Below are 20635 nucleotides of genomic sequence, written 5' to 3'. Positions count from 1 at the left end.
TGGCGTCCAACTCCGGCGGGTACTCATGCGGCAGCGGGTCCCACGTTCCGCGGTCACCAAGCTCGGATACGTCGGCCTGTTCGAGCGCTTCATCGAACGAGTCCCATGGTCAGCGTGGCATGTCAGCTAGGCGCAGCCCGTCGAGGACGATCTGGAGGTTGCGGATCCATTGCTGATCGTCGGCCTGCAAACCGATCGTGTGTTGTCCCGGTACGACTGCGGCGAGCAGGAAGGCCACATCTTGCCAGGTGACGTCCCGACGGACGGCGGCGGCGGTCTGTGCGCGCTCGACAAGACTGCGGATCCGGTCGCGTAGTTCTTCTAGAGGTAGGTCCAGGTCCAGCCCGCATTCCTCGCCCAGCGCCTCGTTGACTCCGCAGCTTGCCGCGCGCAGTCGTACGTAGGCGGTGGCGAACTCGCACAGTCCGGCCCAAGGATCGTTGTTCTGCAGGGCTCGGTCGGCTTCAGCCACGGCCTCGCCGAGCAGTTCGGCTAGTACGGCCTCCAGCAGCGCCTCCCGGGAGGGGACCCGACGGTAGAAGGTGCCGATTCCGACGCCGGCGCGGCGCGCGATCTCATGCGCGGTGACGGCGATTCCCACCTCGGCGACAGCCGCGCGCGCGGCTGCCACCAACCGCTCCACGTTGCGCTGCGCGTCGGCCCGAGGCCGGCGTTCGTCGCCGTCCGGCAGCAACCGCTGGGCTGAAGGCAGTGGGTGGCTCATGGAGTCATGCTAGCAATAAGTGGACTACTTGCGTCCGGTTAAGTTAGTCTGCCGTGACAAACGGACGCACTGCGTCCGTTTAATCAAGGTCACGGCAGGAGACACCAGATTGGCTGCAGATAAGCTCCGGGTGGGCATCATCGGTGCGAACCCCGACCGCGGGTGGGCGATGAGCGCCCATATCCCCGCGCTACAGGCACTCCCGCAGTACGACATAACAGCCGTCGCCACCAGCCGGGCCGAGAGCGCGCAGCGGGCGGCGGCCCGGTTCGCCGTGCCGCACGCCTTCACCGACGCGCGCCAGCTCGCTGAACACCCTGACGTGGACCTGGTCGTCGTCACCGTCAAAGTGCCGGCCCACGCCGAACTCGTCGACGCCGCGCTCGACGCGGGCAAGCACGTCTACTGTGAGTGGCCGCTGGCCCTGACCGCCGAGGAAGCCGAGATTCTGACCACGTCGGCCCGGCAGGCCGGCGTGCACCACGTCGTCGGCTTGCAGGCACGGTACAGCCCCGCGATCAGCTACGCGCGGACGCTGCTCGCAGACGGCTTCGTCGGTCGCGTCACCTCGGCGAACCTCTACGCGGCCCGAGGCAAGGGCGCCACCGAGGAGATGCCCGGCTGGGCCGCGTACACCCTCGACCAGGCCAACGCCGCCGGTGTGCTGGAGGTCGTCGGCGGCCACACCCTCGACGTGCTGGAGCACCTGCTCGGCGGCATCACCGACCTGTCCGCCGCCCTTTCCGTGCAGCGTCCTCGCTACACCATCGCCGAGACCGGCGCGACCGTCGAAGTGACCAGCCCGGATCAGGTTCTGCTCCACGCCACCCTGGCCACCGGCGCAGTCGCCTCGGCCCACCTCCACGACGCCAAGGTGGGAGACAACCGTACCCGGCTGGAAATCGCCGGTACCAGGGGCGACCTTGCCATCGTCGTCGCCGGCGGCCCACAAGCGGCCCAAATCCAGGTGGGTGAGGTGAAGCTGTACGGAATCCAGGAGCCCGGCGGCGCCTGGCGGGAACTTTCCATACCGGACAGCTACGTGAACGTACCGAGGACGGTGCCGGCGCTGGCAGTCCGCAACGTGGCACAGCTCTACACGCAGCTCGCCCGCGACATCCGCAGCGGCACGTCGGAAGCCCCTGACTTCGTGGCCGGCCTGCGACTGCACCGTCTGCTCGACACGATCCGGCGATCCGCGGAAACCGGGACCCGACAGCCAGTCCCGCGCTGACGTTAGTTCGGTGAACGCTACGGCGACCCGGGTTGCTGGTGAGGCGTCACATCCGAGTTCGTAACGGCTTCGGCGTATGTTCCGTGTGAAGGCGTGCCCTGCGACGATGATCTGGGCGGTCTTGTCAGTTCGCGGTCCGCGCATCGATCTCAGCCAGTGTTTGAGTCGGCCGTGATCGTCCTCGATCGGGTTGTTGGCGTACCGTTCGACATGGTGCCACGCGGTGGCTTTGGAGGTCTCCACCAACACCGCTTGTAGGTCAGTGCTGACACCACCCGGACCAGGAGGGCACCCTAGTGTTGGTGGGAGTTGGCACCACCCTGGCGGGCGCGCAAGCGGAGCTCGTAGTGCAGGCCAAGTGGCGGGAGCACCCCAATCGGGACGCCCCCGAGCACGTCCGTGATCAGACTGTGGGCGGGACAGGCACGCACCGAACTGGAGTGGGCGAAGAGCCTGAGTAAACGTCTGTCTGAGGGCGCCTACACCATGGCCGGTGATCCGGGTTCGTGGCGAACGGTCCCCGGTCACCTCAAGATGCGCTTCTAATCAACCTTGACTAGACGTTCCTCCTGGCGTACTCTGGCCAAGTAGCCAAACTTGACTAGCGCTCAACCAATCCGTTCGCAACACCGAGAGAAGGACTCGAACCCATGGGAAAGCTCGCGATCGAGACGAGAGGGTTGAGCGGAGGTGGGCGCGTGTCGGCGACGAAGCTCCTGGTACTCGGTATCGTGCACCTCTCCGGCGGCGCGCATGGCTACCAGGTGCGGTCCGAACTGCAGAGCTGGGGTGCGGAGAGTTGGGCCAAGATCAAGCCCGGCTCGATTTATCACGCGCTGAAGAAGGCGGCGGCTGATGGCCTCCTCACCGAACACGCCGAGCCGGGCAACTCTGGGCCGGAGCGCGTTCTGTACCGCGCGACTGCTCGGGGACGTGACGAGATGGTCGAACTGGTCCGCGACGGTCTGCGGCGCACCCACGACCCGGACATGCTCAACGCGTCCATCGCCATGTTGCCCATGCTGACCAGGACAGATGCCATCGCGCACGTTGACGAGCGGGTCGCGCGCCTGGAAGCGGAGCTCGTAGTGCAGGCCAAGTGGCGGGAGCACCCCAATAGGGACGCCCCCGAGCACGTCCGCGATCAGGCCGAACTGTGGGCGGGACAGGCACGCACCGAACTGGAGTGGGCGAAGAGCCTGCGCAAACGACTGGCTGAGGGCGCCTACACCATGGCCGATGATCCGGGTTCGTGGCGAACGGTCCCCGATCCCCTCAAGATGCGCTTCTAATCAAACGTGACTAGACGTTTCCTCCGCGCGCACTCTGGCCAAGTAGTCAAACTTGACTAGCGCTCAACCAATCCGTTCGCAACACCGAGAGAAGGAATCGAACCCATGGGAACGCTCGCGATCGAGACGAGAGGGTTGAAGAAGAGCTTCGGCACGACCCACGCGGTCGCCGGTGTGGACCTGGCCGTGAGCGCCGGGGGCGTGTACGGCGTGCTCGGTCCGAACGGGGCGGGCAAGACCACCGCGATCCGCATGCTGGCCACGCTCCTGCGCCCCGACGCCGGAGAGGCGCAGGTGCTCGGCTACGACGTCGTGCGTGACGCCCAGGCGGTGCGGACCAGGGTGGGCCTCACCGGGCAGTTCGCGTCGGTCGACGAGGACCTCACCGGGGTGGAGAACCTGTTGCTGCTCGCCAGGCTGCTCGGCTTCTCACGCCGCCGAGGCAGGGAGCGGGCGGCCGACCTGCTCGACGCGTTCGGTCTTGCCGAGGCGGCCGACCGGCAGGTGAAGAAGTACTCCGGCGGGATGCGCCGGCGCATCGACATCGCGGCGAGCCTGGTCGTCACCCCCGAACTGATCTTCCTCGATGAGCCCACGACCGGGCTCGACCCCCGCAGCAGGAACCAGGTCTGGGAGATCGTCAGGGGCATGGTCGCCGAGGGCGCCACCGTGTTGCTGACCACGCAGTACCTCGACGAGGCCGACCAGTTGGCCGACCGGATAGCGGTGATCGACCACGGGAAGGTGATCGCCGAGGGCTCAAGCGGCGAGCTCAAGGCATCGGTCGGCGCCGGCTCGCTGCACGTACGGCTGCGTGCGCCCGAGCAGCGGGCCGAGGCCGAACGGGTCCTCGCCGCCGTCCTCGAGGTGCCGGCCGAGCCGTCCGCCGACCCGGCCGCGCTGTCCGCGCGGATCTCCGACCCCGAGCGGGTCGCCCGCGCCCTGGCCGAGCTGTCCCGCAGCGGCATCGACGTCACCGAGTTCGCGCTCGGTCAGCCGAGCCTGGACGAGGTGTTCCTCACCCTGACCGGACACGCCGCCGAGGAGACACCCGAGGAGGATGCGGCATGAATGCCACGACCGCGGAGCAGGCGTCGGCGCCGGTCACCGAGGACGCGCTGCGCAGTGTGCTGTTGGCCGGTGAGCGGCCGTCTCGCCCCGGCCCGGTGCTCACCTCGTTGACATTCGGCTGGCGGGCGCTGCTGAAGATCAAACACGTGCCCGAGCAGCTCGTCGACGTGACCATGTTCCCGATCATGTTCACGCTGATGTTCACCTACCTGTTCGGTGGCGCGCTCGCCGGGTCGACTCAGGAGTACCTGCAGTTCCTGCTGCCCGGCATCCTGGTGCAGGCGAACGTCATGATCACCATGAACACCGGCATAACGCTGAACACCGACATCCAGAAGGGGGTGTTCGACAGGTTCAGGTCACTTCCGGTGTGGCGACCGTCGCCGCTGGTCGGCGCCCTGCTCGGCGATGTGATGCGCTACTCGATCGGGTCGGCGATCGTGATCACGCTCGGCCTGGTCCTAGGGTTCCGGCCGGAGGGTGGCGCCGTCGGCGTGGTGCTCTCGGTGGTGCTGCTGCTGGTGTTCTCGTTCTGCCTGTCGTGGCTGTGGACGATGCTCAGCCTGATCCTGCGCACGCCGAACTCGGTGGCGGGGGTCAGCATGATGGTGATGTTCCCGCTGACGTTCGTGAGCAACATCTTCGTGGACCCGAAGACGATGCCCGGGTGGGTGCAGGCGGTCGTCGAGGTCAACCCGATCACCCACCTGGCGACCGTGGTACGCGGCCTGATGGACGGCTCGGTGCCGGCCGGGGAAATCGGCTGGGTGCTCGTCTCGTCCGTACTTCTCGTCGCGGTCTTCGGTCCTATCACCATGGTCCTCTACCGCAACAGGAAGTAGATGCCGCGACCGCGAGCACTTGGTCGAAATCAACTCCGACAACCCGGCCCACTCGGCTAACGCCATCACCGGTACCAGGCCCGGACACGACAAGGAGAGCCGAATGAGCACCATCCCCAAGAACAACTCGGAAACCGTTGCGCACACGCCCGGGCGGGCGAGCAGCATCGGGGTCTGGATTCTGCAAGTCGTGCTGGCGGCGATAATCGCCGGCGGCGGAATCTCGAAGCTCGCTGGCGACCAGGTCATGGTGGACATGTTCGCCGACATCGGGGCTGGCCAGTGGCTCCGGTACCTGGTCGGAGCGCTGGAGGTCGCGGGAGGGGTTGGACTTCTGATCCCGGCTCTGGCGGGCCTGGCCAGTCTCGGGTTGGCGGCATTGCTGACCGGTGCTGTCATCACCGATCAGTTCGTGCTCGAGCAGAGCCCTTGGCTGCCGCTCGCCTTTCTCGTCGTGGCGGCCGTGATCGCAAGGGCGCGGTGGTCGCGCACCGAGGCCGTCGTCGGCACGCTGCTCAGGCGCTGAGACAAACCTCTCGAACGGAGATGTGAGATGAACGAGATGGCCTTTCGCGTGACATCAAACGATGGCACCACCATCGCCTACGACAGGGAAGGAAGCGGTCCGGCCGTCATTCTGGTGGGCGGAGCACTCGACGAGGGGGTGGAGAACGCTCCCTTGGCGCCGGCGCTCGCCGAGCACTTCACGGTCTACAACTATGCCCGTCGGGGACGCGGCGCGAGCGGCTTCACCGAGCCCTACGCCGTGGAAAGGGAGATCGAGGACCTGGATGCGTTGATCGCGGAGGCGGGCGGGTCGGCACACCTGTTCGGGGCGTCCTCAGGTGGCGCGCTGGCGCTGGAAGCCGCCGCGGCCGGGTCAGCCATCGACACGATCGCCGTGTGGGAGGTGCCCTACGCGGTCGGGGACGACATACGCCCGCGATTCGAGGAGTACGTCGCGGACACCCGACGCGCCTTCGACGCCGGGCGAGACGAGGAGGTTCTCGAACTGTTCATGCGCATGACCGGCGCCTCCGACGACAACATCGCGGCCAGGAAAGCGGCAGGCAAGCAGACGGCGCATTGGGCGCATTCGGTCGCCCTCGCGTCCACGCTGGTCCACGACAGCGTCTTCCTCAACCGCTACCAGTTGCCGGCCGATCGACTGGCAACGGTCACCCAACCGGTCCTGGTCACCACCGGAGGACCGATCACGGTCCCCTATATGGCAGGCCTGCCCTCGGACTTCTTCGACCGCGCAGCCGAGGAGCTTGCAGACCTACTACCCCTCGCTCAACGGGAGACCCTCGAGGGGCCGGATCACGTCGTCGATCCACAGACCGTCGGCCCGCTGTTGCTACGGTTCTTCAGCAGCGAACACTGAGGGGCCCGCGAGGTGTTGCGGGAAGACCGATTAGGCACCGCGCAAGCAGATCTTCGTCGCGCCAGGGACACGGGGCGGACAGGTGGTGTCGAGGTTGATGTCGTCGGCGGCATCACAGGCCTGATCCTGGGCGTGCTCGTCACCAACGTCTTCGTCACCACGCAAGGCCGGGCCGTCGTACTGACCTGGGCTTCAGTGGGACTCGACCTGGCCTACTCGCTGCTCATCGGCTCCGTCGTCGGTCGTACCCCGCACTCCGGGCCGACTCAGTACCGCCCACCGAAGCCCTGCGCAGCACATGACCAGACCTCGGTAGGGCCAGTGATTCCGGGCTGTGGTCGCATGCGGTCACCGTTCCCGGGCGGTGGCCCGGTGCCGAAAGTCGTGCCCACGGCGTGCTCATGTCAGGAGTGCCACCGATGACGCAGCCGCGTTCCCGGGTCGACCTGTACGCGGCGATCCGACGGGATGCCCGATCTGGGATGTCCAACCGCGCGCTGCAGCGCAAGCACGGCGTCGGCTTCCGAACCGTGACAGCGGCGCTGGAATCAGCATGGCCGAAGGAGAGAAAGCAACCGCCCAAACGCGGCTCACGGCTTGACGCGTACCGAGTGGTGATCGACGGCTGGCTGCGCTCAGACCTCGACGCGCCGCGGAAGCAGCGACACGGCGAAGCGGATCTTCGATCGACTGCTTGACGAACATGACGGGGCCGGAGCGGTGTCGTACTGGATGGTCCGCGAGTACGTCGCCACCCGACGCCGCGAGATTCGCGTCGAGGTCGGACGGGAACCTGCCAACGCGTTCATCCCGCAAGAGCACCTCCCGGGCCGCGAGGCCGAGGTTGACTTCGGCGACGTCGCCATCCGCCTGCGCGGCGAGCTCGTAACCTGCGCGCTGTTCAGCCTTCGGCTCTCCTACTCGGGCAAGGCCGTGCACAGGGTCAGTGCCTCGGCTGGGTAGGAAGCCTTCTTCGAGGGTCACGTCCACGCCTTCAACGTGCTCGGCCGGGGTGCCGACCGGGAAGATCCGCTACGACAACCTCAAGGCCGCCGTCGCCAGCGTTATCGGGTTCTCCCGCCAGCGGGTCGAGGCCGACAGGTGAACCGCCGTCCGTTCCCACTACGGCATCGAAGCCTTCTATTGCCAGCCCGGAATCCAAGGTGCGCACGAGAAGGGCGGCGTCGAGGGGCAGATCGGCTGGTTCCGACGCAACCACCTCGTCCCCATCCCAGAAGTCGACTCCCTCGCCGAGCTCAACGCCATGGTCGACGCCTGGGATGAAGCCGACGACGCCCGGCGGATCGGGTCCCGCGCCCGCACGGTCGGTGAACGATTCGCCACCGAGCAGCCACTCCTCGCGCCCCTTCCGACCGAGCCGTTCGAGACCGGCCGCTGGTTCACCCCGCGCGTGGACCGGTACGCCCAGGTCACGGTCCGGATGAACAAGTACTCCGTGCCCGCGCGCATGGTCCGCCGTCAATCCCGGGTGCTCCTGAACGCCAGCGACCTGGTCGTGTTCGACGGCAGGACCGAGATCGCCCGCCACGAACGGCTCATGACCAAGGGCTCGACCCGAGTCGACCTAGACCACTACCTCGAGGTCCTCCTCCGCAAACCAGGCGCGCTACCCGGTGCGACAGCACTGGAGCAGGCCAGGGCATCCGGGCGGTTCACGCCCGTTCACGACACCTGGTGGGCCGCGGCCTGCAAAGCCCACGGTGACGCCGACGGCACCCGTGCCCTCATTGAGGTCCAGATGATGCACCGGCACCTTCCACACGACCACGTCGTCGCCGGACTCGCGACGGCGCTGCGTGCAGGCGCGCTCACCGCGGACGCCGTCGCGTTGGAAGCGCGCAAGCACAACGACACAGCAGATGGCGGAGCCGACGACACGACAGCGGACCACCAGTCCCTGATGAGCGGCGACAGGGCACGCGGAGAAGGCGAGACCCCTGCCGCGCGATCGCTGACCGAGCGCCGGCTCCGCGCCCACATCCCGGCCGACACTCGGCCGCTGCCGAGCGTGGAGAAGTACGACCAGCTGTTGGCCAGCCGACGTGACACCCCGAACGAAGGAGCCGCACCGTGACCACCAAGCGCCGTGGAATGACCGAAGAAGCAGCCGACGCCGCGATCGACCAAGCGTGCCGGATGCTGCGAATGCCCACCATCCGCAACTCCTTCACCGACTACGCCGACCGGGCAAGGCGTGAGCAGATGTCTTACCGCGGGTTCCTCGCCGAACTATTGCTTGCCGAGTGCGACGATCGCGCCCGACGCCGGTCCGAACGCCGGATCAAGGCCGCCAAGTTCCCTCGCGAGAAGTCCCTGCGGGCCTTCGACTTCGACGCCAACCCCAACATCGATCCCGCCGTGATCCACACCCTCGCCAAGTGCGAATGGGTCCAGAAGGGACAGCCGCTGTGTCTGATCGGGGACTCCGGCACCGGCAAGTCCCATCTGCTGATCGCACTCGGCACCGAGGCCGCCATGGCCGGCTACCGGGTCAAGTACACCCTGGCCACCCAGCTTGCCAACGAGCTCGTCGAGGCCGCCGACGAGATGACGCTGGCGAAGACCATCGCCCGCTACGGCCGCGTCGACCTGCTGTGCATCGACGAACTCGGCTACATGCAACTCGACCGCCGCGGCGCGGAACTCCTCTTCCAGGTCCTCACCGAGCGTGAGGAGAAGGCCTCGGTCGCGATCGCGTCCAATGAGTCCTTCGGTGGCTGGACCAAGACCTTCACCGACCCCCGACTATGCGCAGCCGTCGCCGACCGACTCACCTTCGGCGGCACCATCCTCGAGACCGGCACCGGCTCCTACCGTCTGGCCCAAGCCACAAAGCAGCGGACAACCTGACACCCGTCGGGTGCGGAAGCGGTGTCGACGCAAACCAGCATCCGCGACACCGACACGTGCCTGGCGGTCTCAGAACTCGCCCATAAGCGGTGTCGGACGAAACCTCCGCAGCCAGCCGCAAATCCACCATGGGCTCGAACCCCGAACCGAGGCTCGGAAGCTACTCGCATGGCGACTCGGGGACCCGACGTTCTCGCCGTGGGCGTTGCCGCGCTCCCCGTGCGCGTCTACATCGCTTAGCTATGTGGACGGTCGTCAACATCGGCGGTTGACCGCCGGTCTTGCGGATCTGGCCCAAACGGCCAGTTCTGGCTCAGTCGCCGACTGGGGTTCTCACTGACGGTGATCAAGTAAGTCGCGGCATGCGGCATGTTTGATCATGGTGTTCCCGAATGTCGGATGTCGGTGTGAAGGAGAGGTCACACCCAGCGACGTCGAGCCGCATTCGTTCTCCCCACGAAGCTTCGGCTAGCGCATATTCTCTGGGCTCGGCTCGCGTCAGTTGGGCCGAAACATCAGCGACGGCTGTGGTGGGGCACACCACAGCCGTCAGTCGTCCTCAAGTCGAACCTTGGAGAGTGCGCCGTGAGAACACCAGTGAGTTTACCCGGCAGGATCCTTTGCACCCTGGTGACGGGTGCCCTGCTGTCTGCCGTCCTGCCGGCGGTAACCGCCAACGCCGCCACCACCGAATACGGCATTGCCGTGAACATGCAGCGAGACGGCGCTCCCGTCCCACTGCAAGACTTCACGACGGCCGAGGTCCGAGTGCGCATCTGGCCCAGCTCCGATTACCTCAGCAACCTTGCCGACGATTCTCCCGTGCCGGTCCTCAACTGGCCAGCGCAGCCGATCATCGGCACGACGGAGATCGCCATCACGCCTGACGATCTTGTCGCCGCGGGTGGGGGAGAGGTCGACTACATCGGTGCTGACGGCGTCGTGGACGCCGAGGCGCAAGTAATCATGAGGCGAAGCGACGGACAGGCGAACGTGGCCTCCGCCAGCTTCTCGATGCAGAACACAGGCACCGACTGGGAATCTGTCCAGTTCGGGCAGGCCGTCGCGTTGACAGTCGATTTCTCGCAGAGCAGCCCGACTGCCGCGCTGGCCGGCTACGACACCCTGGTCAGTCTCGACGAGAACGACAACCCCGTCACCGAATCCGCCGCCGCGCTGGACGTGGTCGCCAGCGCCGTCTATGACCCCGGCACGGTTTGCTCCACTACGGCCAAGGAATGGTACTACGGCCGATCCGAACACTGGGACTCCCTCAACACGGTCTCGGGCATCTCCATGCAGGTTGAGATGGACGCTGGCGCGTCCAACACCCTCGGCGTCGGCGTGAACCTTGACAGCAAGGGCTGGAAGGGCGGCGGCACGGCATCCAAGACGGTTCAAAGCGGCGCCGGTGCGAGTATCACCCGGACGACGGCCACAACTTTCTACAACAAAGTGAACTATCGCCGGTTCGTGGAGTACTGCCACAGCGTTGGCTACACGTGGGAAAACCAGTACATGCGGCCGATGAGTTTTAACGACATCATCGACAACGCCAAGCTTTACACCGGCTTCTGGAACCCGCCGGCGACCTGTGCTACCAAGAGTTCTGGCTCGTACAGCAAAACGAAGGGGTCGAACATTTCCTGGTCGTCTGGCATCGACGCGCACTTTCTGAGTGTCTCAGCGCAGGCGAGCTACAGCACGAACACCAAGGTGACCTGGACGTTCGGGCGCACCGGCAGGTTGTGCGGGACATCAGCTGCGGGATGGGCGGACTCGGCCCATGCGGGTGCCTGGTCCTAGCTGATTCGAGGTGACAACGATGAGACGAGAGATCAGCCGTGCCATGGTCGCAGCCTTGTTGCTTGCGTCGCTGGTGTCGTGCTCGGCCGCGCCCGCAGCGGGTCCAGCGCCTCGGCCGACGCAGGCCAGTCCGGCGCGGGCTGATCCTCGTCTTGTCGTACGGTTGAGCGGCGAGGCAGGTGTCAGCTTTCATGACCTGCCACCTGGCCGCCCCACATCTATCGGTGATCTTGCGATATGCATCGACCGGCCAGGGTCGATTCGAATCGACCGCGTCGCGGCCAAAGACGTCTTCGGCTCATTGACTCTGGATGAGTTTGCGGCGATTCCCACCATCTCGGACGGCCGATTCCATCCGTTCGAGAACAAGCATCAGGCTATCGCCCAGTACGGCATTGACACTGCGGCGGACGTCGTAGTCAGCGAGGTCTGCACGTCCAAACCAGGCACACAACCGGCCCCGACGGACAGGTTTGCGTGGTTGATACTCCAATACACGCGCCAAACCGCCGAATCAGCGGGTAACAGTGGGATCACCATCTACTACACTTCGGGTACAGGCCAGCACGCCGACGTTGCCGAGTGGAGCGTCTCGCTGTGTGAACCGTCGGATCACACGACGGCCGGCTGTGAGTAACCGGCGTCCCTAATCTCATCTCCTCGCAGGAGTTCAAACCTGCCGTCGCGCAGCCGGCCGCTTCGGTCTCAGCCTGGCCGACGTCCCGTGGCGCAAGAGTGGCTGAGTTGGGGTGTTGCAGATGGTGGTACGTTAGCCCGCACGCTCTGGGAAGATGATCTTGAGTCCTGGCAGGTCCGGTTTCTGAAGGCCGTACAACTGGATGGAATCCTTAGTTTCTACCGCTAGGACACGCAATGGATCCGTGACGATCCGGATCTCGGGGCTTCCGTTGCCTTGCTCCAGGTTGCTGGCGATGGCCAAATGGAACCGGTGGCCTTGCTGGTAGGCGCGTTGCAGCTCCGAAAGCGTGATGGATTCACTATCCGGTTCGGGGCCGGCATGGGCTTTGATTTCGTAGAAGTCGCCGTTGGAGGCGACAGCGTCGGCGCCGACCCCCGGTTGGGCGCGGCAGTCTTGGAGGGTGAGCCCTTGCTGGTGCAGGGCGGCTCGTAGCAACTCGAAGGCAAGATTTTCGCGGTCGAGGTCGGTGTACGCGCGAGGGCCGAGGTGCTGACGCGGTGCGGCTCGGCCTGACTGCGGCACGGCTAGCTGCCTCGTTCGCCGATCGGGATGCGCGGAGCCGCCAGTGGCACTACCGGTGTGGTGATTGCTGATGGACTGGAAGCCGGGTGCCTCGAGCGCCAGGCTGGCGAGGTTCACGAGCTGGCGGGGAGGGTTGGCCGCGGTCGTCTCTGTGCTGAGTGGCGCCGTTGGACGCTGCGGCGACGGACGTGGCGACGGTTCCGCTGGAGTCTGTTGAGCGCGGGCGGGCGTCGAGGTCGAGACTGCGGGCAGCGCCTGTGTGCGCTGGGCGATCTGTGCGGCCAGTTGGTCCTGGGCTTTGGAATCTCGCTGCCGTGCGGTGGTCATGGGCGCGGGTCCTAGCGCTTCATATGCGGCTGGATGCTCCCACATGCTCGTCCACCGCATCGCGACGTGTTCCCGTTCGGCGGAGAAGTAGGCCGCTATGGCATTCCCTGTGGCCAAAAGCAGGGCCTTCTCGTTGTCCACGTACAGGATTCCGTTGGGCTGATCAATATGGGCGTCGATTCTGATAGTGATGTCCTGAGGCGGGATCGGGAGGGCGACGCGAAGCCCGGGTGCGACGCTTACGTCGAGGCCGGTCAGCCAGTCCCAGCCGGTGAATGCGTCGGCAGCTCGTGGTTCGAATCTGGCGATCTCGTCCTGGAATCGAACTGCTATGCGACGGAATCTGTCGGTGAGATCCTCATCGGCAGCGCTCGGCACGGACGCGATTATCGTTGCCTGCGTGAGGTCGAGTTTCGTGACGCGCAGGAGGTCCAGCAGAGCGGTCCCCAGCTCGAGCTGGCCGCCGGGCTCCCAGATCGCCAGCAGGTGCGACAGCCGTCGCGTCAGATCCCTGTTGTCGGTGAAGTAGATCGGGCGTTGTTTGGACCAGCCGTCGCGAGTCCATAGAGGAAGATGTCGTAGTTTGTTGCGTAGGCCGAGGTCCACCGGCCCCGCAACGGTGGACTCCAGGAGCTCGTTGAGGTGGCGCATTCCCTCCAGCAAGACACCCTGATCGGCGATGTCTGGCTGTTGCTGTTTGGCAGCGACGATTTTGAGCACCTCGACGACGTCGAGCGCGCTAGGAGGTGCGATGCGCAGGGCTTGCCATAGGGGCGCGAGCTGGTCGTCCGCGGATACGTATGGCCGGTATCCGGCCAGGATGCTCTTGCCACGCAGCGCCTCCGACGGCTGTCGCCAGCCTTGATCTGTAAGGATCAGTTTTTCGCGTGCGGGAATGAGGTTCGGGTGTACGACGCCGGGTCCTCCAGCGATCGTCTGCGCCAAAGCCCGGTAGACCACATGAACCTCAGTGCGAACGTGGTCTGGTACTGGGCCGTTCGGTGAGCGTTTCCTAAGCACGCGTAGGCGTCCAAGCAGTTGCGTGCGGCTGGGGTCGCCGGCGATGTTGAGGATCGGCAGACAGTCAGCGTGTTTGGCTGCGAAGGTATCGAAGTCTGGATGAAGGTAACCTGGGTCGTCGGTCCCGTAGAGTGCGGCTGCCGCTTCGGTCTTGTGGTGTAGACCGTCGGGCCGCACAGCCTTACCGTGACTGTCATCGATCCATGGAATCCTGCGTAGACGCCATGCCCACAGTGGCTGGATCTGTCCCATCGTGTTCCAGCCGTAATTGCCTGTAGCGGTGGATACCTTGCTGGCGGTGCCGGTCAGCATCGATGCTCGGCGCAAGGTCTCCAGCAACGCGATGGCGCGTCGGCGGCGCCGTAGGCCGTCTTCGTCAGCAGCGATGCTTCGGGCCACGGCCTCCAGATCGGGGCTGTGCCTGTCGTTGAGGGTGTGGCTCGCTCCAGTTCTGTCGAGAACCTTATTGCGTTCTGGGGTGCTCCCGCTGCTGTAGATCGGAAGCCCACTGCGCTTGTCGCGGGCGTAGTGCTTGTTGTCACCGAAGTCGGCATCGACTGTGCGTGGTGCGTCAGCCGCGCCGAGTAGCCGCAGGAAATCCGCGATGCTTAAGTCGTGGTCGCCGCCGGGGCTCCGCAGAATTTTGAGGTAGTCGGGCGACACCCACATCAGGCCGGCGGTATTGCCAGCCGCCTCAGCGAAGGAGCGCTGTCGCCGATCCAGCTGTGCCGATAGGTATGTCTGCGATGGGCGCGCTAGGCACTCGGCTGCCTCACCGGATGAGGTGTGGCGGATGGCCTTCAACGACACGGCGTTGCCGATATCCAATCCGATGCGCCGACGGGTGCGGTCGTCGAGTTGGCGCATCGCGGCCAGCAGCGCACGTAGTACGTCGTCGTTACCTGGTGGCTGTAGCGTGCCGCCTGATCGGCCGAATGCCACGATTCGCAGGAGTAGCGCCTGCGCGTCACCAGGGTCGACGAGGCAGTCGAGTTCGCGTAACCAGCCACGTATCGTCCGGGCTTCGGCGGTGTCGGCATAATAGATGGGGTTCAGCGTGATGCCGATTCCCAGCGCGTCCGGCAGGGCGTCGCGTCGTGTCGTCGCAGATGTCGTGGCGTTGAAGACAACACTGAGCTGTTCTGCAGTCGGGGGAGTATGCCTGATGCCGTCGGAGGCGACCAGGCAGGGCGACGCACGGAGTTGGCCGCCTAGGTGTCGGTCAATCGCGCATGCGCTGAGTTTGATCACCTTCTCGACCGGATAGTCGTTGCGCTTCAGCAGGACCAGCGCCTCCGATACCGAAACCTCTTTCGGCAGGTTCGCCCGCTTGCTGTGCCGCCAGTCAGCTAGGACCACTCGCCACCTGCCAGCGGCGTCGCGGGCACGGTCTGGAAAGACAGCTGGCAGGCCCGCGACTGCGGCGAGATCGATGTCCGACACCACTCCGGTCAACGGTGCTTCCTCCACCGCGAGCTCAGCGAGACTGCGATGAGCACGGTGTGCTGCCGACAGACGAAGGTTCGATGCTATTTGAGTTCGCCCCAACAGCCTCAACCGCTCGGTCAGCCCCTCAGGCAGCGTGGTCCCGGCCGGGTACCCGTCAGATCCCACCGGTATCAAGTGCCACGCCTGTGGGTCGACACGTTCCAGCATGTGACGAGTGGCAACAGCCCACAATTGCGCGACCAGCTGACACATCTCGGCGTTCCAGCCGCCACCGATGAAGTCCTGCCTATTAGTCAGGGTTTCGAACAGGGCGTTCACGCGCGCCATGGCGGGCAGGTCGGCCACTGGCAATCCAGAATGAACAACACCACGGGGAACCGGCGCATGGGGCAGTGCCACGCCGATCGGCACCGTTTGCGCAGTTGACTTATGGCGACGCGACAGACCAACGGGTGTTGGCAGCTCTGCCTGGAACACTTGCCAGACCGCCCCGTCGGAAGAGGTTACCCGGGCGATCGTCACCTGCGTGTCCTGCGTTCCGATGCGAGCTGTCAAGGTGCCGGTGTGCTCGGCGGTCAACGACAACGTCCGAACGGAGCGACCCTTGGTCGTCACGGAGACCGCGCGCACCGAGCGCAGGAATAGCAGGGCCGATGCATCCCAATTGCCGAACCACACATCCAGATCCTCGGCGGTCACCTTTTGCTTGACTAGCGGAATCCGGAAGACTGTCCAGCCATGCCCCTCGACGAGGTCGCTCGCGTCGAAGACACGAGCCGGTCGGAGGGTCGATCCATCGACGTGGACCCGAAAGGGCCAGTTGTGGATCTCCCACGTACCGGTCAGGCTCCGGATCGTTGACAGGCCAATACCGAAGCGGCCTGTCGCCTGTGGATCGTTCTTCTTCCCGCTCAGCCCCGGCAGAGCCAAGAACTGCAGATCCCGCAACCGCACCGCGCGGCCGTCATGGGCGACCAGCAGCTGATCGGACTCAAGCCGAAATCGGACTTCCGAGGCACCGGCATCGTCAGCGTTCTGTACCAGCTCCGACAGGACCTGCAACGGATCGCTAGACAACATGTCAGCGTTGTCGAGCTGCCCCAGCAACGCCTGATGTTTCGAACCAGCCTGGGCATCCATCGCCTCGCCAAGCGCAGTGACCGCCCAAACAGCTTCGGAGCCCGACTGCGGTTCAATGTCTGTGTCAGCCCAGGCATCGGAAGCCAGCTTCGCAGCAGCCTGGCGCAAACGGTCAAATCGGGAACGATCCACAGCCACCCCAGGGAGCCTGCCGAGCCGACAAGGGAGCATCAGGCTATCCGGAACGTACGACAGCTATGTCCCGTTACATCCGTGGGCTGGACCCATGGCCGTATCGACAGTCGGGTGGTGTGGGCGAAGCTTCCCGACGCCGGATTTCGACCGGGTTCTGCTGGGGCCGCCATTTCCGAGAATCCGCCGCCTCAGGCGGGCGGACCTGTTGCGCACGATCTGCCTCGAATTCGGCTGGCGCGTGTGTTGAGGGTGTCGGTTGCTCGCCGCCGAGGATGCGCACGCGGTCGTCGAGGGCCAGCTGCAGCAGAGCGATCGCTTCGCGTAGCCAACCGTCTGACTCGTATGCACAGCCGAGGTTATTGCGCAGGGTGAGGGCGACGGCGTCATCTGGGCCGAGCACCCGTTCGCTGGCATGCAGGGTATGGGCGAACAGAGCTATCGCGGCCTGCGTCCGAGCGACGGCTTCGAAGGTGTCAACGGTCATCTAGATCACCGGATGGGCGGTCGTGGGGCATCCGGGCTGGCGGACAGTGCTGCTTCTGGCTCTGGCGAAGATCTTGTGGACAGGTGGGCAGCGAAGGGAAAGTGCTAAGTGGCCTGTGGCAGATGATCAGACGCTGTTCGTTATGGGCTCGACGCACGCGTTGAACCCGCGCCAGGTCTGGGTCAGATCGCTGGAGCGAGTTCGGTGAACGCTACGGCGACCCGGGTTGCTGGTGAGGGGTCACCTCCGAGTTCGTAGTGGCCGCGGCGAAGATTCTGCATGAAGGCATGTCGAGCGACGATCAGCTGCGCTGTCTTATCCGTTCGTAACCCGCGAACCGAGATGCCGGTGTTTTGAGCCGGCCGTGATCGCCGTCCACGAATTGCTGGCCGCCCGACGATCACTGCGAGGCATCAACCGCGATCTCAACCTGGGCTACTACGCAGTGCGCCGCTACGCCCGCGGCGACAGCCTCGATGAGGTGCTGGTCACCGCCACGCACCGACGCCCCCTGCTGGACGGATACAAGGCATTCCACTACGAGCAGTTCCACGCCGGCCAGCGCAACGGCTCCGAACTGTTCCGCCAGATCAAGGCCCGGGGATTCCGCAGCAGCCTCAGCAGTTGGTCACTACCGACGCTCACTCAAGACCTCCACCATCGCCCCGCCACCAGCGCGAGCTCAGCCATCCCCGCGCCACACTCCCGTCGCGCACCATTAGTGAGTCCAGCAATGGATATGCCGCTGACGATGGAGGCCTTCGTCAAGCGCGGCTGGGCGTCCCCCGCAGGTTCTCGTGCTCGGGGACATACCGAGGCGTGCGCTCTGATACCGCCTGGATGACGATGAGGTGGGGGATCGGGGCCAACGCCCGCTCCGGAGCGGATGAGGTCGAGCTGCTCAGCGAGCGCTGGTAGGGCGGCCCGCCAGCAGATCGTTTTCGTGCTCGAAGGCCAGTCCGGGTTTTGTCCGGACCTTGCGTCGGCTGCTGGACTTTCCCGCTTCCATTCGTGACTGTAAATGCAATCCGAATGGAAGGAGTGCACATGCGTTCTCGCGTATCCCAGCTGCGCCGGCTGTTCGCTCGCACCGCCGCGACCGTACTCGTCCTGGCGCTTGTCCCCGCGGCTACGCCGACGGCAGCGGTGGCCGGCGACGACGACGGCCGTAGCCGCGTCATCGCCCAGCAGCCAGCCGTCGCCGCCGCACACCTACTGATGAAAGCCGTGCGCGATCGGCCCTCGTCAGCGCAGGGCTTCGCCGACATCGCCGTCGGTGAGCTCGACGTGCGTCTGTCGTGGAAAGGCGACGTTCCGAAGTCATTCCAGTCGGCGCTCGCCTCGGCGCGCCGTATCGCGCCGGTCACAGTGCGGCCTGCCGCATACAGCCGGATGGAGCTGGACGCCGCTGCGGCCTCGTTGCGTGGGCAGTTCGGCGGCGCTGACGTCGAGATCGGCCCGCAGCCGGACGGAGCAGGGGTGAAGGTCATCGTCGGGGCACCGGTGACGAGCCTGTCGGCCCGCCCGGATCGGACGGGTGCCGGGGTGCCGGTCGTGTACGTGCAGCGCCCGCAGATCGATGTGCAGGGGACACGTGACGCCGACGAACCGTACTGGTGGGGTGCGGCGAAAGTCCGCATCTACATCGACGCGAAGTACACCGGGTATTGCACGGCCGGCTTCGTCGTGCAGAACGGATGGGGTCACAAGTATCTGACGATCGCCGGTCATTGCGGGACCGGCAACGTAATCGGCGGTAGTCAACTGTCGGGACTGTGGGTATATAACGGCAACGGCACGATCGCCATGGGCCCGATCGTGAACTACCGGCCCGATCTCGACATCGCCCTCATCGATCTGACGGATCAGCGAGCCGAAGGCTGGATCTATGACGGCAACACGACCTCGAACTGGGGAAAGGCGGTCAACAACGACGGTTACGATGTGATTCGCGGCGAGTACCTGTGCCGCAGCGGAGCGACGACGGGGGCGGTGTGCAACTATCGGCAGGAAGACTGCAGCGTCGGGTTCGATCTCATGTGCGCCCGGTTCATGTCCGGTGGCTCTGGCAGCCAGGGCGGTGACAGCGGCGGGCCGTTCTTCTCCCTCGACGGCAGCCGAGTCTGGGCAAAGGGCAGCCACACCGGTGTGATGACGAACGATCCCGCTCTGGCGATCTTCCAGGACATGCGGACCCTCAGCGTGGTCTACGGCGTGACTCCAGTGGCGGGCTGATCCGGCTGCCGTCGGACCATATCCACGGCGCACCGCGTTCACCGGGCAGCGGTCGGCAGCGCGCCGATCGCTGCCCGGTGAGCGCGTCGAGTCTCAGCCATCTCGGCGCCGAAGGGGCGAATCGGATGCCAAGCCCGTCAGCGCGTCGGTCTAGACACCCTTCGGGCGGAGATCTGAGCGAAGTCCATTTTGAGGCTTTTAGCTGATCGCGACTGTGGTCGGTGATGCGGTCTGCTGATGACATTGGACCAGGCAGAACGGCTCCGGCGTGAGCGGGTCCGGTTGCAGGCGGCGGAGCTGTACACCCAGGACTTGTCCGCGGTCGAGGTCGCAGCCCAGATGGAGGTGTCGACCAAGAGTGCCACCAGCGGCCGCGGGTGTGGCTCGCTGGCGGTGTGGATGCGTTGGCGTCCAGGGGGTTGCACGGGTCCGGATCCGAAGCTGTCCGATGAGCAGTTGCACGGTTGAAGACCCAGGCTGGAGCTTGGGGCCGGCGGCGGCCGCACAGCACTCTAGCCAGTGCACAATCGTCCCATCCTACTTTCCGAATTCGATAGGCGCTCGGCGGTGGTCGGTCCAAACCGCCGCAGAGCACATCGCCGGTTCGGCCTGCCGCCGAGGCTCGATCGTGTGCCGGACCGGCGGTGCCGACCATTCGGACAGGCATCTGACGGCAACGGCTCTACCCAACCCGCAGCCCTGGCGGCTGTTGCACCTCTACGAGGATGACAGCGAGCGGGCCACTGCGCCCAGACAGCCTCGTCGCGGTTCATCCACCCGCCCAGGGTCGCCAGGTCGTATTCGAGCCGGTCCTGCAGCACACAGCCACCGTCGGGTCGGTGCGGTTGCTTGCAGGTGCAGTCCCACCAGCCTTCACGTAACGCTTCGAGAGTCATGCCGATCACCTTGCGCGCCACGACGACCGTGAGCCCTCCGACCTCGACCGGCTGGCCCTTCGCCTCACACATCGGCACCGCGACCTGCACCGTCGAATCAGCGGCATCCTTGGCCACGATCATCGGATCGATGTGCTCACGCCGGCCGGCATTGCGTACCGCGAGCATGCCGCACACCCCGAACGCGGCCAGCACCAACAGCCCATCCCGCTGCCCGACTGTCACCGGTGCGGCGTCGTGCGCAGTCAGCTCAGCATCCCGCATCTGCGCCGCCAGACTGGTGGCCCCACTCGCGTACCAGTTCCGGCGTCTTGTAGTTGGCCATCACCGTGCGGGCGGTGATGCCCATCTGCTGCCCAAGGACAGTTGCCCGCTCAGCCACGAGCCGCTCCACATAGTCACCTCCGGCAAGTCGCCGCCCTGCTCACTCACCGCCTCCCGCAATACAGCAGCCAGCTGACGGACCCGTTTGGTGGTGTGCAGTTCGGCCACGTCTGCCA

16 protein-coding genes and 2 pseudogenes are annotated in these 20635 nt (G+C 65.5%); 12 read left to right on the top strand and 6 right to left on the bottom strand.

Features of this window, described 5'->3' with window-relative positions:
- Nucleotides 1–109: 109 nt before the first annotated feature.
- On the bottom strand, nucleotides 110–724 hold the full coding sequence (locus HDA40_RS09845; protein WP_253754196.1) for a TetR/AcrR family transcriptional regulator: 615 nt from the start codon (nucleotides 722–724) through the stop codon (nucleotides 110–112).
- A gap of 19 nt (nucleotides 725–743) precedes the next feature.
- Between HDA40_RS09845 and HDA40_RS09840 the strand changes: the two genes are divergently transcribed.
- Nucleotides 744–1958 carry a Gfo/Idh/MocA family protein gene (locus HDA40_RS09840; protein WP_443671301.1) on the top strand — a complete coding sequence of 405 codons (1215 nt, stop codon included), beginning with the start codon at nucleotides 744–746 and terminating at the stop codon, nucleotides 1956–1958.
- 81 nt (nucleotides 1959–2039) lie between these two features.
- Here HDA40_RS09840 and HDA40_RS42505 read toward each other — a convergent pair.
- Nucleotides 2040–2201 (bottom strand): annotated as a pseudogene (locus tag HDA40_RS42505) (DDE-type integrase/transposase/recombinase); the annotation flags it as partial.
- A gap of 407 nt (nucleotides 2202–2608) precedes the next feature.
- On the opposite strand from HDA40_RS42505, the gene HDA40_RS09835 reads away from it, so the two are divergent.
- The 9 genes and pseudogenes from HDA40_RS09835 (at nucleotide 2609) to HDA40_RS09795 (ending at nucleotide 11864) form a co-directional block, all read left to right on the top strand.
- A complete protein-coding gene (locus HDA40_RS09835) occupies nucleotides 2609–3250 on the top strand; it encodes a PadR family transcriptional regulator (protein WP_253754194.1) in 642 nt (213 codons plus the stop codon).
- 105 nt (nucleotides 3251–3355) lie between these two features.
- On the top strand, nucleotides 3356–4321 hold the full coding sequence (locus HDA40_RS09830; RefSeq protein ID WP_253754193.1) for an ATP-binding cassette domain-containing protein: 966 nt from the start codon (nucleotides 3356–3358) through the stop codon (nucleotides 4319–4321).
- Entirely contained in the window at nucleotides 4318–5163 is an 846-nt protein-coding gene (locus tag HDA40_RS09825) for an ABC transporter permease (protein WP_253754192.1), read from the top strand. Before HDA40_RS09830 ends, HDA40_RS09825 begins: the two co-directional genes overlap by 4 nt.
- Before the next feature lie 103 nt (nucleotides 5164–5266).
- Complete coding sequence (locus HDA40_RS09820; RefSeq protein WP_253754191.1) at nucleotides 5267–5689, top strand: DoxX family protein; 423 nt, start codon at nucleotides 5267–5269, stop codon at nucleotides 5687–5689.
- A 27-nt stretch (nucleotides 5690–5716) separates the two neighbouring features.
- Nucleotides 5717–6550 carry an alpha/beta fold hydrolase gene (locus HDA40_RS09815; RefSeq protein ID WP_253754190.1) on the top strand — a complete coding sequence of 278 codons (834 nt, stop codon included), beginning with the start codon at nucleotides 5717–5719 and terminating at the stop codon, nucleotides 6548–6550.
- Nucleotides 6551–6969: 419 nt separating this feature from the next.
- Nucleotides 6970–8645, top strand: a pseudogene (gene istA / locus HDA40_RS09810) (IS21 family transposase).
- Entirely contained in the window at nucleotides 8642–9421 is a 780-nt protein-coding gene (gene istB / locus HDA40_RS09805) for an IS21-like element helper ATPase IstB (protein WP_308197682.1), read from the top strand. Before istA ends, istB begins: the two are co-directional and overlap by 4 nt.
- Before the next feature lie 630 nt (nucleotides 9422–10051).
- A complete protein-coding gene (locus HDA40_RS09800) occupies nucleotides 10052–11227 on the top strand; it encodes a hypothetical protein (protein WP_253754189.1) in 1176 nt (391 codons plus the stop codon).
- Between the two features lie 19 nt (nucleotides 11228–11246).
- The gene (locus HDA40_RS09795) at nucleotides 11247–11864 is read left to right on the top strand and encodes a hypothetical protein (protein WP_253754187.1); all 618 of its coding nucleotides are present in this window, start codon (nucleotides 11247–11249) and stop codon (nucleotides 11862–11864) included.
- A gap of 132 nt (nucleotides 11865–11996) precedes the next feature.
- On the opposite strand, the gene HDA40_RS09790 is transcribed toward HDA40_RS09795, so the two are convergent.
- Entirely contained in the window at nucleotides 11997–16523 is a 4527-nt protein-coding gene (locus HDA40_RS09790) for an ATP-binding protein (protein ID WP_253754185.1), read from the bottom strand.
- A 67-nt stretch (nucleotides 16524–16590) separates the two neighbouring features.
- Nucleotides 16591–17004, bottom strand: coding sequence for a tetratricopeptide repeat protein (locus HDA40_RS09785; protein ID WP_253754183.1), 414 nt, complete (start codon nucleotides 17002–17004; stop codon nucleotides 16591–16593).
- 364 nt (nucleotides 17005–17368) lie between these two features.
- Between HDA40_RS09785 and HDA40_RS09780 the strand changes: the two genes are divergently transcribed.
- Complete coding sequence (locus HDA40_RS09780) at nucleotides 17369–17848, top strand: hypothetical protein (RefSeq protein WP_253754181.1); 480 nt, start codon at nucleotides 17369–17371, stop codon at nucleotides 17846–17848.
- A gap of 302 nt (nucleotides 17849–18150) precedes the next feature.
- Nucleotides 18151–19239, top strand: coding sequence for a chymotrypsin family serine protease (locus tag HDA40_RS09775; RefSeq protein ID WP_253754178.1), 1089 nt, complete (start codon nucleotides 18151–18153; stop codon nucleotides 19237–19239).
- A gap of 512 nt (nucleotides 19240–19751) precedes the next feature.
- Here HDA40_RS09775 and HDA40_RS09770 read toward each other — a convergent pair.
- Together HDA40_RS09770 and HDA40_RS41385 are read right to left on the bottom strand one after the other, a co-directional pair.
- Nucleotides 19752–20399, bottom strand: coding sequence for a hypothetical protein (locus tag HDA40_RS09770; RefSeq protein ID WP_253754176.1), 648 nt, complete (start codon nucleotides 20397–20399; stop codon nucleotides 19752–19754).
- Nucleotides 20386–20517 (bottom strand): hypothetical protein, encoded by a 132-nt coding sequence (locus HDA40_RS41385; RefSeq protein ID WP_275978213.1) that lies wholly within the window; start codon nucleotides 20515–20517, stop codon nucleotides 20386–20388. The genes HDA40_RS09770 and HDA40_RS41385 overlap by 14 nt, the downstream gene beginning before the upstream one ends.
- Nucleotides 20518–20635: the final 118 nt, after the last annotated feature.

Origin of the sequence: Hamadaea flava (assembly GCF_024172085.1) — a bacterium.
GTDB lineage: Bacteria > Actinomycetota > Actinomycetes > Mycobacteriales > Micromonosporaceae > Hamadaea > Hamadaea flava.
This window is presented reverse-complemented; position numbering and strand designations above follow the sequence as displayed.